General features: G+C 54.5%; 9 protein-coding genes. All 9 read right to left on the bottom strand.

Annotated features, from left to right (window positions below; genetic code table 11):
- Positions 1–316 precede the first annotated feature (316 nt).
- Positions 317–4210, bottom strand: coding sequence for an S-layer homology domain-containing protein (locus tag ACFPPD_RS13050; RefSeq protein WP_209745219.1), 3894 nt, complete (start codon positions 4208–4210; stop codon positions 317–319).
- Between the two features lie 301 nt (positions 4211–4511).
- On the bottom strand, positions 4512–5642 hold the full coding sequence (locus ACFPPD_RS13045) for a glycosyltransferase family 4 protein (RefSeq protein ID WP_209745597.1): 1131 nt from the start codon (positions 5640–5642) through the stop codon (positions 4512–4514).
- A gap of 136 nt (positions 5643–5778) precedes the next feature.
- Positions 5779–6489 carry a WecB/TagA/CpsF family glycosyltransferase gene (locus ACFPPD_RS13040; protein WP_209745216.1) on the bottom strand — a complete coding sequence of 237 codons (711 nt, stop codon included), beginning with the start codon at positions 6487–6489 and terminating at the stop codon, positions 5779–5781.
- A 182-nt stretch (positions 6490–6671) separates the two neighbouring features.
- Complete coding sequence (gene csaB / locus ACFPPD_RS13035) at positions 6672–7916, bottom strand: polysaccharide pyruvyl transferase CsaB (RefSeq protein ID WP_209745213.1); 1245 nt, start codon at positions 7914–7916, stop codon at positions 6672–6674.
- Positions 7917–8474: 558 nt separating this feature from the next.
- Positions 8475–10517: a DUF5693 family protein gene (locus ACFPPD_RS13030; RefSeq protein ID WP_209745210.1), complete on the bottom strand. Its 2043-nt coding sequence runs from the start codon at positions 10515–10517 to the stop codon at positions 8475–8477.
- A 686-nt stretch (positions 10518–11203) separates the two neighbouring features.
- Positions 11204–12910: a phospho-sugar mutase gene (locus ACFPPD_RS13025; protein WP_209745207.1), complete on the bottom strand. Its 1707-nt coding sequence runs from the start codon at positions 12908–12910 to the stop codon at positions 11204–11206.
- 22 nt (positions 12911–12932) lie between these two features.
- Positions 12933–13370 (bottom strand): 3-hydroxyacyl-ACP dehydratase FabZ, encoded by a 438-nt coding sequence (fabZ, locus tag ACFPPD_RS13020; RefSeq protein ID WP_209745204.1) that lies wholly within the window; start codon positions 13368–13370, stop codon positions 12933–12935.
- 181 nt (positions 13371–13551) lie between these two features.
- Positions 13552–14064, bottom strand: coding sequence for a CDP-diacylglycerol--glycerol-3-phosphate 3-phosphatidyltransferase (gene pgsA, locus ACFPPD_RS13015; RefSeq protein ID WP_378082426.1), 513 nt, complete (start codon positions 14062–14064; stop codon positions 13552–13554).
- 137 nt (positions 14065–14201) lie between these two features.
- Positions 14202–14435, bottom strand: coding sequence for a DNA-directed RNA polymerase subunit beta (locus ACFPPD_RS13010; RefSeq protein ID WP_209745201.1), 234 nt, complete (start codon positions 14433–14435; stop codon positions 14202–14204).
- Between the last annotated feature and the right edge of the window lie 25 nt (positions 14436–14460).

Here is a 14460-nt window from a genome sequence, read left to right as displayed (position 1 = left end):
ATTATACATGAGTCGCTAGCTTAGCGTAAAGAAGATTTTCATAGAGTATCAACGAGCTTAGTTCCGAAGACCCTCTCGTTTGGTACACCATGTTAAACGCATGGGACGAAGAAAAGTTGCGGGAGAAAACAAAAAGCTTTATCTTTTTTTAGACATTCGACCGACTATTCATCTGACGTCCATATGTAAGGGCTTTTTGCTTCCTTAGTATAGCTTTTCCTAGGACTTTCGTCATTGGTAAATCATTTCCTACAGAACCAATGAAAGAGAGAACGGCGCGCCTTGGTGGGGCTCACCATTCTCTCTGAGGACCTCGTTAGCTCAAGCTTTTAGGGAAAAGGCTTGTGCTCTTCATCAGAAGCGCGACGGTGATCTTACCGGCTTCCGCTCGCGTCATATTGCCCTTCGGATTGAAGTTGAAGACCTGCTTCTCCTGTCCGGGAAGCGTAATTGGGGAACCGGACATGATCTTGGCCTTGCCTACAGCTTCAACAGCCGGCCGCGCGTAGTAACCAATCGATCCGGAATCGACGAACGACTTCGCCAATTTTCCTTCGAGCTTCGAATCGTTAACCGACATCTTGATCTTAAGCGCCCTCGCGATCATGACCGCGGCGTCTTGGCGCGAGATCGGAATGCCTGCTCCGAAGAATCCTTCGTCCAAGCCGGTGATGATACCCGCTCTGGCAGCCGTCTCGATGTGTTCGTAATCCCAGGTCGTTGTCTTCGTTCCGGGTGTAATATCGAAATAGGTTTGGTTGCCATCGAAGTTCAAAGGAATGTTCAAACCTTTGACCAGCAGCGTCGCGAACTCGCCGCGCGTCGTCATGTCGTTCGCGCCGAACTCGTCGAAGCGTACGTTGTTCATAATGCCTTTGGAATACAAGGCATTCAGAATATTGCGCGCCCAAGAATGATTCGTAATATCGGAGAAGCCTTTTCTCAATTTAACGACCATGTAATAGCCGAAATCGTCGAACGGCACTTGAATCGTATGTTTCTTCGTATCGACTTCTCCGCCGATGTTCTCCCAATTGCCATTGTCTGTATAACGGAACACGGTGACCGTGTATCCGATCTCGTCTACGACGTTCGTATCATACTTCAGCGTGAGTTCGCCGCGATTGGACGGAATCACCTTGCGCTCGAGTTCATACTCCGTAAACCGGCCTTCGACGGAGTATGGCGCTAATCCATTGGTAGCCGGCTTGTACCCGATATCGCCTTTATTGCCAAGCTCCCCTACGCCGCCGCTGATCCAGTACGTCGGAGAAATCCTCGTGAAGTTCGCCGTGTTCGTATTGTTGCCATAGCGAATGACGAGATAATCCGGAATCAGGATCGGGCTCGCCCCTTGATACGTTCTTCCATCGTTATTAACGTTGATGATATTACCGTAATCATTCTTGCGCTCTACGACGCCATCTGCCGGATCAGCAATGCCGAACAGTACTTGCGTATCCTTATAGAGCTTAGTGATTCCGGTCGTATTAGGGGAAGCCGATTTCAGCACAGTCCCCTTAGGGAACGTCAAGCTAAGATTCTTGTTGAATATGTCGAACTTGTTACTCAACTTCTGCATGAACTGGCTATCTACTTGCACGGTGCTTGTGTAATACACTTGGACCGTATTCTTCAACGTAGTATCCGCGCGTTTGATTTGAATCGGAATCGCCGTTAATTTATCCGGCTTCAATCCGACATAGTCATACGTGAAACGGTTATTGAGATCCACGCGTTTAGTCGCTTGCTCGCCATTGATGATTACTTCTGTCGCTCCCTCCGCTTCGATATCGAAGCGAACGAAGTTCTTGTTCACGATAATCTGGTCTCCGACCGTAGGTTGAGGAGACAGGATGCGGAACGGAGATACTTCTCGAGTCACTTCAAGAATTTGGTTGGTACGCGCTCCGGTTCCATTAATGAGCTCCAAATTATAAACATGCGAGCCTGGGGCCTCAAATGTCAAATCGCGAATTCGCAAGATAAAGTCGGTTTGGTTGCCGGCGAAATCATAGATATAACTTATTCCCGTTGTAACATCCGTATAAGTACCCGATTCGATATGAGAGTTCGTTACGCCGATTGCCTTGGTAAAGATGGTGTTGCTCCCAAGCTTCAAGTTGAGAATTGATGCGCCGCCGCCACGAATGACGAGATCGTATTTCGTTTGGCTCGTCACGTACTTGTCCGTCATGAACAGGAATTCCGGTGAAACGTTGAAGATATTTCCCATCTGCACCGGCGAATAACTCGATACCGCGTCTTGGTTAAACGCGATGCGCGTCAAGGAGCTTAACGTCGGCATAAAATTCGCGATCGTAGAGACGTTCGTATCGATGACGTAAATTTTGATTTCTTTAATGATCTCCTGGCTAATGCCCGTGCTCGCGTTCGTCTCTACGCCCTTCAACAGCAACCTGTTCTCGCCGAAGACGAGCGGACCCACGCCGCCAATGTTAAGCGTCATCGTAAAGCTCGGAGATGCCGTAGTTGCCGAGAAAGTTGATTGCGCAATCCCGTTAATGAAGAGTTGAACGCCGCTCAAGTTCTTGAAGCCCATGTATTGGCCGTTCAGAGTGAGGCTATTCGTGATTCGCGAATCGAAATTATAAGTTTGACCGTCGTATAGATTGGCCACGTAAATGTAGGACTTCTGGACATAAGAGATATCCGCAACGTAAGTGGACGTTGAAGTTCCGACTTTGAACTGGATTTTCTGTTGTCCGTTGGCAAAGTTGTCGACCTTATATACTTTCTGATTACCGGTCGTTCCGGCCGGACTTAACAAGGTTAATGCAAGCGAAGTCGTGCTTAGGGGCAGATATGTCCCCTTTAACGGATTAGCCGCATCCACCGTTCGATCTGCGTCCACCATAATATAGAAGGTAGAATCGCTGACCTCAGCGCCCTTGAGCGGTTCCTTGGAGGCAGTGCTTACGTTGGATGTACCGTCGTACCCCGGCAAATACCACATGTTCGTAATAACGGTTTCGCCCGGCAGGAATTTGAAGCTGCCGTTAAAGGTAGAAGTGAACGACCCGTACGTAACGGATAAAGCAACGAACTGGTCCTTGTTCACCGTTACCGTATCGTCCTTGAGCGTGAACGGCGAAGGCAACGTAAACGTGACGAGTTTATATTGCGGCGTGATTCCGTCGCTACCTGGGATAATGATCTCCGAGGAAACTTGAGCGCTACCGATTGGCGAACTGCCGCTGCCATTGATCGCATAAGTTGCGTTAGTAACGGAAGATGGGCCGCCGAATGGATTGGAATTATACGGAACGAGCATCGTTACTTTAAGGTTGGCCGTCTGACCTAGCGCGCTTGTACCGGAAGTAACCTGTGGAACTTGACCTGCCAACTGATATTCAGGCGGAGTTCCGGACAGTGGGAACTGTAACTTCACGTCTGTGTAGGGGTTGTTCTGATCGAAATAATAAATCTCTCGAGTAATATTGATCGTGTTCGAACCGTTCGTAATCATTATCTTCAACGTATTCAGACCCGCGTTCAACGTCAGCGCCGGAGAAAAGAACGTGCCGTCTTCCAGCACCGAAGCGATAACGGCGGTTCCTCCGTTTACGCTGACAGTTGCTTTATTCGCGTTCTTGGCCACGCCTTGCAGAGTGATATTTTTCGTCGGAACGACTGCCCGGGCTCCTTCGTTCAAATCGATCTGCGTGGATCCGGAAATGACTTTCAAGCTCTGGAGGTACGGAACTTGGTCATAAAGAACGTAAAAGACATCGGATCGTTGCGTCGATCCTTGCATTCCTGTAAGCGTAATTCTGTTCATCCCGCTGAACAACGTTAGATTGCTCGCCGTAAAGCGGTTGCTTGAACCCGAATCTTCTTGAATCGCGCCGGTCGTGAAATGAGTAGCGTCCGGTTGCCACGTATTGTTCGTCTGTAAATTCAATTGTTCGATCTTTACGCTCATCGTAGACGACGATATGTAGGAGTAGGTACCTTTTAAGGTCAAGTTTCCATTGTTCGTCGTATAAGCGTTAGCGCGTGAAAGCATCGTGCCCGTCGGGGTTGGTCCGGGTACGTCGATCGTCAATAAAGCGGTGTCGCGAATGCCGGTAATGTCCGGGATAAAATATGTTGCCGAGTTGGCTGCTTTCGCTTGTTGGATCAGTCCGGCCGGCGCCAATGTTACGACAAGGGCGATTACGAGCAGCATGGATAATAGTTTTCTCACGTAAAATCCTCCTTATGTATAACTAGAGCCGTAGTTGCTCTCCATGAACGAAATGATGGTATAGCGTAGATCAGCGTTGGTACGGGTTCCGATCGCGTTCCTCCTCTTGGCGGTATTCGCCTAATTCGGCAGCTTATCCCATTAGACGTCAAAAAACCGCAAAAGTTCCGTACCATTGTTATCGGGCTTGCGGGTGGAAATGTTTAGACGCGAACGCGAAAAAAAGACCCGAATGCTTGTCCGCCTTGGGAGGAGGAGCGGCAATCGGGTCGATGTCATAGCATTTTGATCAAGAAAAAAATTATTTGCCCCGCGAGTGAGTCTGAGGCTTCATGCGAAGTCTGGCGAGCAGGTCGAGCACCGGACGGCGCGTCTGGTCGACGATGCCGATGAGTTCCGCGCCGATCTGAAGAAGGAACACGAGCGCGCAGATAACGATGAACGTGATCCAGTTGCCGAGGCCGGAATTGGAGACGGCGGACTGGATGACGGCGCAGGCGCCGAAGAACGCCGCGATGCCGTAGATGATCAGCACCGTCTTGCGGTGGCTGAAGCCGAGCTGCTGCAGGCAATGGTGCAAGTGGCCTTTGTCCGGCGCGAAGATCGGTTTCTTGCTTCTCCAGCGGCGAACGATGGCGAAGAATGTATCGGATAACGGCACGCCGATAATAAGCAGCGGCGTTACGAAGGAGACGATCGTAATTTGCTTAAACCCGAGCATGGACAGCGTCGCAAGCGCGAAGCCGAGGAACAGCGAGCCTGAGTCTCCCATGAAGATTTTCGCGGGATGGAAGTTAAAGAAGAGGAAGCCGACGATGCTGCCGAGCAAGATCGCCGAGATCATGATGACCGGCGTGTTACCCATGATGATCGCCATGACCATGATCGTGCCGACGGCAATGCCGGATACGCCGGCGGCCAGCCCGTCCAAACCGTCGATCAAGTTAATCGCGTTCGTGACGCCGACGATCCAGAAGATCGTGAGCGGAATGCTGAGCCACTCGCCGAGCGGCTGCATGGACGAACCGAATGGAATGTTGAGCAGGTCGATCTTGACGTCGAAGCCGAAGACGACGACGCACGCGGCGCCGATCTGCACGAGCAGCTTCAGCTTGGCGGACAGGTCGAACTTGTCGTCCAGCGCGCCGAGAAGGACGATGATCGTACCGCCGATGAGCAAGCTGTAGATCAAATCGCGGTTATTTGAGCTTAATGTTCCCTCGGGAACAAAAGGCAGAACGAGCAATAATCCGATAACGAACGAGCCGTAGATCGCAACGCCGCCGAGACGGGGCATGATGCGGGTATGGACTTTACGCTGGTTCGGTACGTCGATCGCGCCGATGCGTACCGCCAGTTTCTTGACCAGCGGCGTTAGGACAAGCGCTAACCCCAACGTAGCCGCGAATGCGATAAAAATAAGTGCAAGCATCCAACCTGACACGTTTCACAACTCCCCTTTTTGTATACCGGAATGAATTATACTCCCGTCGGAAGCGGATGAACAAGGTGAAGTTTCGGTCGTTTTCAGCCGTTTTTCATGATTTCGGTCATTTTCACGAAAGTTTTCACGATGGATTGTTAGGTTTCAGGACTTTATCTCCGTCTTTAATCACTTTAATCGCGAATTGGGGCAGTACCAACATTCTCTTGAACCGGCTCGGCTGCTGCAGCAACCTGTAAAACCACTCCATGCCCAATTTTCGGAAAATCGCCGGAGCGCGTTTGAGCTTGCCCGCGACGACGTCGAAGCTGCCCCCTACGCCCATGACGACGGGTACACCGAGCTCGGATTGGTACTTCTCAATCCACGGCTCCTGATTCATCGTGGCGCGGGCGACGAACAACAGGTCCGGCTTCGCCTCTTGGATTGTGGATACGATTTGGGAATCTTCGCTTTCGGTAAAATAACCATCCCTGCGCCCTACGAAGCGGACTCCCGGATACTTTGCCGCGAGCTTCTCATGGGCCGCCTCGATGATTTCCGGGGACGCACCGAGCAAATAGGCGCTCCACCCCCGCTTATCGCCTTGCGCAAGCAGCTCGTGCATGAGATCGAAACCCGCGACGCGCTCTTGCACGGGGCGCTTCACTCGGCGAGCCGCCCAGACGACGCCGGCGCCGTCCGGAACGACGAGATCGGCCGTCGCTAGCGTGCGATGGAACGAGGGATTCTCGAGCCCGACCATCAGCATGATAGGATTGCCGGTCACGACGCGATGGGACTTGCGCTCCTCGATCGCGCGGGTTAAGTAGTCGACCGTTTGTTTCATGTTCATCGTGGAGAAAGGAACTCCGTATAAGGATACCGTCGGAAAAGGCTTCGGCGTTGCGTTCACGCTGTGTCACACTCCAGGTTCGGGCGATTGATGAGGCGATTGAGCGCCAAAAGTTCCTTACGTTATCCCTTTCGTTCAGGAAACGTTCGGCGGTCGGCGGTCGAGTTGCTCCCTTTCGCACGTTAGTTATTACGAATGAAATGGATAATTTGTTGCGCGGGTTTCGTCGCTTCCTGCTTCAAACGTTCGATCGCGGGACCGCATTGTTGCAGCCAACGCGCCGGATCGTCGAGGATGTCGGACGCCCTGCGGGCCGCGGCTGATGGGTCGAGAGCCTCGGTCGAGCCGATCGCCGTCTGTCCGAGACGGTGCAGGAATTGGTTGATCTTGGGATCGTACGAGATCCCAAGTAGCGGAACGTTACGATTCGCCGCATAGATAAGCGAATGTAGCCGCATGCCGATGAGCAATTCGCATCGGCCCACCTCCCGCAGCATGTGCTGCGGGTCATCGTGCGCCGGGGCCAGCTCCAGCTCCGCCGGAGCCCCGGAGCGCACGAGCCGTTCCATCACGTAGCGGGACGCGTCCTCGTCCGCCCCGCGATGGAACGGCAGGAAGCGCAGCCTCACGCCGCCCTCGCGGCGTCTGGCCAGCGCTTCCAGCGCGTCTGCCGCGCGGTCCATGTCCGCGCGGTCGGCGCGCCAGAACCTGACGGACACGCCTACCGTCGGTAGCGGGTCCTTCCGGGCTTCGCCTCCGGCATGACCGCCGGTCGGCGTCGCGTCCTTCCCAGCCTCGCCCTCCGCAGACGGCGCATCCCTCGGGATTCCGCCTCCTGCGTTACCACCAAGCGCCTTCTCGCCCTCGCCGCCTTCCAATCCCCCCGGCAACGGCAGGCCCATCACCGGATCCGGCACGACTTCCACCTTCGCCGGATCGACGCCATAGCTCCGCAGCAGCGACGCGGATTCTTCGTCGCGCACGGACGCGTACGTTGCCTTGCGGAACGCGCGGGCGATAAACGGCTTAAACATCGCCCGGTGAACCGGGCCGATGCCTTGCGCGTACACGAAGGTCGGCTTGCCCGCCCATCTAGCGAGCGCCAGTATGCCTAAGTAATACGGAATGGAGCCGAGCCCGGTCGCATCCTGCAGCAGGCTGCCGCCTCCGCTGATGAGGCCGTCCGCCCCCTTCAGCGCCTTCCGCACTTCCGCCAGCTTCATGCGAGGCACCGCCTCGACGCCGTATTGGGTCTTCGTCCATTCGGGATCGCCGGAGAGCACGACCGGCTCGACGGCCACTCCGGCCTCGGCGGCCGCTTCCCCAAGCGCCGTCAAAATACTCTTAAGAACCGCCTCGTCGCCGCTGTTTCGAAATCCGTAATAGCCGGAGAGCAGGATCCGGTACGTTAAGCGACCGTCCTTCATTCGACCTGATTGTTTTCGCTGTCCGATGTTCTACCGCCCCAATCCCTGAATCTTCATATAGAATGCGCCAAAGTGCCAATTCTTACAAGAGAAAAACTTCTCATATTCACTTCCGGCACACGAGTAGAGCTTCCACCGCTAATAACCGTCCTGCACACGCCGCCCATATATCCGTTCGCTCCCCAGACCACGCAGAATCCCCTGCGCCGCCGGCCGGCAACGGAGGGGATTCGATAGGCGATGAAAAATATATCATCTTAACTATTGGCTGAGTTCCACTCTGTTGTGGCTTAATGACGGACAATGAACTGTAAAACATGAGTTATTTCGGCTAAAAATCAGATATCTGGTGAAATAGATGTAAAATATACACTGATTTCACCAGATTCATCCCGCTTCGGTTGAAACTGTAAAATTTAGTGCACTTTTTGCATGTAATTCATGCAAAGGCCTTACCCTGTATCTTCTTACCTGCACATTTTACAGTTAAATATTCCAACTGCGTTATTTCTAAGCAACCTTCACGCGGAACTCAGCCTAACTATTTTTAATGCGACCTCACGCTGCCGCCCGGCTCCGCTTCAGCCATACCGCGTACAGCTTCTCGACGATCTGCCAAGCGACGATCAAGACGAAGCCCAGCACAAGGCCGATGCCAAGGCCTAGCAATACACGAATGACCGACATGAGCAGCGGCGTGTGGATGTGCGCGAACGTGTCCACCATGGACAGCTGCGCGATCGTACCGGCGATGATGAGCACCGAACCCCAGCGGTAACGCAGCGCCAGGAAGATGCCCGCGAAGAACACCGGATGGCCGAGCAGGAATTCCTTCGTGCGCGGACGAACGCCGAACGTGTTCTCCAGTATCGAACGGAATTGCATCTCGAGTCCCGATACTTGTCCGGCATTGCCCGTACGGGTTAAGTAGTACATGCCCGCCGCGCCCAATACGCCGAGGCAGACGATCCACAGAACGGTAAGCGGCATGGCCAGAATTCTCTTCGCGTTGCCGACGACTGTGTTTCCTCCGCCGTACAGGAACACGTAGAGGGCGACGAGTCCGATCGGCGCGAGATGGAGCAGCCCGACGCCGCGGAATTGCTGCAGCACGAGGTTATAGGAAATATGGTTCAGCAGTGCCACGATGAACGGAATGCCCGCGAGCGACAAGACCGTCGTGCGTGCGAATAGCAGCAACGCTCCGCCGATGCGGCGCGATACCGATATAGGCGCGTCGGAGCTTTCCCGAAGCGTACGAAGCTTCTTCACGAGAAGGACGACGGCCGCGGTCGGCGCGCAGATGGCCGCCGCGAGCGCCAAGGCTTGTACCATGAGCGTAGGAGCGACGACGTACAGTCCCGCGCCCCCGATGCATCCGAGCACGAGCGCGATCAACAGCAGCGCCGGAGCGAACAAGCCGATCGTCAGCGCGACCAGCGTAATCGCCGCGAGCATCGTCAAGCCGCGCAGCAGCTTCTCTTGGGAAGCATGATGCACGTCGAACGCGTTCGGCTCTCCGACGTCGTAACCGAAGTCGTGCAGCTTCGCGATGACGCCTTTCTCCCCTTCTTCTCCTTGAAGTACGTCGACGATATTTTGCAGCGGATTCGATACTTTGCCCTTGACGGCGTCTTTTACGGATACCGCGTTCAAATAGAGCAGTCGGATGTCGCGGTCCTTGACGGCCAGAATGAGCCGGTCATCGAGCACCTTCTTCTTAATGACGGTCATCTCGGCTTCCCCGACGGAATGCGCGCGAATCGCGTTGTAATCAATGTAGTTGGCCAGCTTGGCGATCCCGAACTGCGGCACCTTCAAATTCTCGAAAATGCCGATGCCGATGCCGCGCTTCTTGAGCGAAGCCGCGAACGCCTGCAAGTCGTAGAACTTCTTCCCTTCGCCGAAGCCGGTTACCGCTTCGCCGTCGAAGAGCACGCGCTTGACGCCGAGCTCTTGGAACGATTGAAGCCAAGCGTCGGTCTCGTTCGCGTCGAATTTCTCGAAACGGTCCGACAATCTAGGCACGATCTGGAAACCCGCGTCTTTCAGCATCCGCATCGCAATCGGATTCGGTTGCATCGGCCGCATGATGGCGTCGTCGTAGCCGAGATTAACGCGCAAGCCGCTCTCGCCTTTCGCCGTCCAGCTTTGAACTTGGACGCCATGGCGGGCGAAAGCTTTTTCGATGATCGGACGGAGCGTCGCTTCGTTCTCCGGCCGGTTAAAGACGAGGTAGGTCCCGTTATCGCCGGGCTGCGTTAATTTCCCTTCCAATAAAGCGGCTTGAGTCGCGTTGTAGACGTTGATTTCTCCCGCCCACGCCAGCTCCTCGAGCGTGCTTTCGAATACGGCCATGCCGTTGACGCCGGCCGCTTTCAGTTGCTTCAATTGCTCTCGAACATAACTCTGCGGTTCCGGTTGCATGTTGCCGACCTGCAGCAAGTCCCGGTAATCCAAGACGATCTCGACGTTATCCGCGGACGTCTCCGTCTGCATTCTCGCGTACATCACGGGCAACGCAGCGACGACGCCGACCAGCACGACCCACCAAAGCCATTTTGCGCATCTTGCGTTCCATCTGTTTAGCCACTGAAGCACAACGGGTCACTCCTTCATTTTCTAGAGGAAGTTCAAAAAGTCCGGTTTTGATCACGAAGATTTTTGGGAAGCCGATTCGGCGTCGAATCTTGAATTCAGCCGGGACTTCCGGTACTCACGTAGGTTTGCCTACGCTCCGTTCCTCATTCCCTAGCTTCTTTCAACCTTCTCGGTGCTGAAAACCGAACTTTTTGAACACTTACTTGAAGAGGAAGTTCAAAAAGCTCGCTTTTGATCACGAAGTAAATTCGAGAAGCTGTTTCGACGTCGAATCTTGAATTCAGCCGGGACTTCCGGTACTCACGTAGGTTTGCCTACGCCTTTTGAACGCATGTTTGACGGGAAGTTCAAAAGTCTGGTGGCAATCGCTTACGGATTCGCGGGGATCGAAAGTTGGCGTTTCGGTTGCAACGATGAGCGCGATAACCGTCATTTAGACCGTTATGACCGTTGAGTGCCCCCGTTATCCCTGGCATAAGCGTCATCTTGACCGTTATGACCGCTTCAAATCCCTATGGACAAGAAAAATTGGACTTTAACCGCCAATTTGACCTTTAACCGTCCACAAAGATGTCATTTGCCTAATAATAACGGTCAATCGGACGGTTATTTCCTGCTCGGATGTTCAATCTCGAATTTCGCTCCCCCTAAACGAGTACCCTTCGCTTTAACCTCATCCCATCTGACTAAGCCAGAGAATCGACCCGTGCCATTACGGCGGAGGCAAGTTGTCCGAGAGAAGCTTGCGCCTCTTCGACACCCGTTCCGCGTACCGCGAAATAAACTTTGATCTTCGGTTCCGTGCCCGACGGGCGCAAGCAGAACCACGAGCCGTCAGCCAGCATGAACTTCAATACGTTCTCGCGCGGAAGGCCGTCCAACCCTTCGGAATAATCGAGAACCCGCATTACGTTGACGCCCGCGATTTCCTTCGGCGGATTCGAGCGCCAGTCGCTCATGATCGCCCCGATCTGCTCGACGCCGTTCTTTCCTTTCAGCGTGCGGGATTCCAATCTCTCGAGATATGTGCCGTATTGCGCGTAAAGCTCCAGCAACACTTCATATAAAGTCTTTCCTTGCGCTTTGTAATAAGCGGCCGCTTCGCAGATGAGCAGCGCCGCGACGACGGCATCCTTATCCCGGGCGTAAGAACCGGTCAGATAGCCGTAGCTTTCCTCGTAGCCGAACAAATACGCATGGGAGCCCGACGCTTCGAACTTCGACATGAGCTCTCCGATATATTTGAAGCCGGTCAGCGTGCTGAACACTTCGCAGCCGTAGGAAGCCGCGATATCCGCCCCCATCTCGCTCGTGACGATCGTCTTGACGACCGCTCCGTTCGCCGGCAGCTTGTTCTGTTCTTTCAAATTCGATAACAAATAATGAATCATGAGCGCACCCGATTGGTTGCCCGTCAGCACGACGAATTCGCCCTTGTCGTTCTTGACGACGGCGCCCATGCGGTCCGCGTCCGGATCCGTGCCGACGATAATATCGGCGCCGGTCTCGTTCGCGAGCTTGATCGCCAAGGCGAACGCTTCCTGCTCCTCCGGATTCGGAGACTTGACCGTCGGGAACATGTCGTCCGGCTTCTCCTGCTCCGGAACGACCTTGACGTTCGAGAAGCCCGCCAGCTCCAATACGCGCCGTACCGGCAAGTTGCCCGTGCCGTGCAGCGGCGTGAACACGACGCCCAGCGCGGCTCCCGCGCCGTTCTTGATCACGTCGGGACGAACGCTCTGGGCCGCGACGACTTCCGCGAACCTTTCGTCGTCCGCTTCGCCGAGCCATACGAGTAGCCCTTGCGCCTCCGCTTCGGAGCGCGTCAATCTTTGGACGTTATCGAAAGACCCGACGTCCCGGATATAGGAGATGACTTGCTCGGCATCGTCCGGCACGAGCTGACCGCCGTCGGATCCGTATACTTTGTAGCCGTTATATTCGGGAGGGTTGTGGCTCGCCGTGACGACGATGCCCCCGGTCGCCTTCAAGTCGCGCACCGCGAACGAAAGCTGCGGCGTCGGACGAAGGGAACGGAACAAATACGTACGGATGCCGTTCGCCGCGAGCACGCAAGCCGCCTCCAGAGAGAAAACGTCGGAATTGTTGCGGGAATCGTGGGCGATGACGACGGATGGCTTCTCGGATTTCGTCAGCAGGAAGTTCGCGAAGCCTTGAGTCGCTTTGCCGATGACGTAGCGGTTCATCCGATTCGTTCCGGCGCCCATGACGCCGCGCAAGCCGCCCGTTCCGAACTCGAGATCGCGATAGAAACGATCCTCGATTTCTCCTTCTTGTCCGGCGATGCTTTGCAATTCTTCCTTCGTCGTGCGGTCGATGTTAGGGTCGCTTAACCAAGCTTCGTATAATTCAAGAGGATTCGCTGCTGCCATTCGATCGATCTCCCTTCTCCCATTAACCTTTATTCGGATCCTGCAACGCGAACATGAGCTCTCCCTCGGCGACGACGGTATCGCCGACGCGGGCGACGCCGCGGCCTTTGCCGATCGGCCCTTTCAGGCGCGTCACTTCAAGCTCGAGCGTCAGCGTGTCTCCCGGCTTGACTTGCCCGCGGAAGCGGAATTCGTCGATGCCCGCGAAGAAGCCGATTTTGCCTTTGTTTTCTTCCAGCGCCATCATGGCGACGGAACCGACCTGCGCGAGCGCCTCGACGATCAGCACGCCCGGCATGACCGGGTAGCCCGGGAAGTGGCCAACGAAATGCGGCTCGTTCATCGTGACGTTTTTGATGCCTACGGCGCGCTTGCCGGGTTCGAGCTCCAGAATGCGATCCACGAGCAAGAACGGCGGACGATGGGGGATTAACTTTTGGATTTCGATAATATCTAACATAATTGTTCCTCCGTTTATTGCGCCAGTCTCCGACCGGCGAAGTTTAAGTAGCCGAACGCGCATAAGCCGAGCCGGGGCTGTCCATAATACGCATATCCCCGAGGCGAGCTGCAGTCGCGAAGGTTGATATAAGAGAGCGTGCCGCCGGCATCGATCCGCCGGCGGCGGGCTCTTTTGTTATTCAGCTTGCCCGATTCAGGCTCTTGAATTTCATCAAATAGACGAACGACGCGACGAACGACAGAGCGATTCCGAACCATAGCACTTCCACGCCTCCCGAAAGCTCGAAGAACAACAAAGTGATCGCGATATAATAGATCACCGTCGTCGCTTTGCCGAAGAAGTTCGCCGGAACGGTTTTCAGTCCTTTGAAATAGAAGTAGGCCGTCAGAATGATCATCGCCGCCTCCCGGAATACCAAAACGATAAACGCGAGGAGAGGGAGCACGCTCTTGATCAACAAGGCCAACACGACGCAGAGCATCATCAATTTGTCGGCGAGAGGGTCGAGAAGACTGCCGGTAATCGTCACTTGACCGCTTCGGCGGGCGATGTACCCATCCAAAAAATCAGTCAAACCGGCCGCCAGCAAGACGATAAGGGCGGCGATCGACTGATCGTTCAAGTAAAGAAGCATGAATACGGGAATCAAAGCGAACCGGGACATCGTCAACATATTGGGTACGTTCAACATCCCGATTCCCTCCCGTTTCCTCTTTGTCTAAAGTTCCCCATCATTATAACGCTCACCTCTACAAATGAAAACTCCCCGAGCGAAATGCCGGGGAGTCGTTGTCCCGGTTGCAAGGCGCAGGCCAGGCTCAGCCAAGCTTAGCCGCCCTCCGCGAACACGAGATCATACATATGCTTCCATGTGCTGGAATCGAACACTTCCGACATCGGCCGATCCCCCAGAACGCCGTACCCGATCGCAAGTCCCACGATCAGCGCCACGACGCATAGTACCGGGATAATCAATATTTTGAAGCTTACCCAGACGACCCGGCCGATCACCTTGCCGGAAGACCGTTTATCCGGTTCGTTGGGATGAGATGTAGCAGTCATGCAACTTAGTCTCCTTCAAGAGGTA

The organism is Cohnella suwonensis (genome assembly GCF_042655365.1).
In the GTDB taxonomy this organism is placed as follows: Bacteria; Bacillota; Bacilli; order Paenibacillales; family Paenibacillaceae; genus Cohnella; species Cohnella suwonensis.
This window is presented reverse-complemented; position numbering and strand designations above follow the sequence as displayed.

What these genes read in the sequence shown, in the direction of transcription:
- ACFPPD_RS13045 (WP_209745597.1), bottom strand. Translation starts at nt 5,642, where the DNA reads ATGCTTGCACTTATTTTTATCGCATTCGCGGCTACGTTGGGGTTAGCG.
- ACFPPD_RS13040 (WP_209745216.1), bottom strand. Translation starts at nt 6,489, where the DNA reads ATGAACATGAAACAAACGGTCGACTACTTAACCCGCGCGATCGAGGAG.
- csaB (WP_209745213.1), bottom strand. Translation starts at nt 7,916, where the DNA reads ATGAAGGACGGTCGCTTAACGTACCGGATCCTGCTCTCCGGCTATTAC.
- ACFPPD_RS13025 (WP_209745207.1), bottom strand. Translation starts at nt 12,910, where the DNA reads ATGGCAGCAGCGAATCCTCTTGAATTATACGAAGCTTGGTTAAGCGAC.
- fabZ (WP_209745204.1), bottom strand. Translation starts at nt 13,370, where the DNA reads ATGTTAGATATTATCGAAATCCAAAAGTTAATCCCCCATCGTCCGCCG.
- pgsA (WP_378082426.1), bottom strand. Translation starts at nt 14,064, where the DNA reads ATGTTGAACGTACCCAATATGTTGACGATGTCCCGGTTCGCTTTGATT.
- ACFPPD_RS13010 (WP_209745201.1), bottom strand. Translation starts at nt 14,435, where the DNA reads ATGACTGCTACATCTCATCCCAACGAACCGGATAAACGGTCTTCCGGC.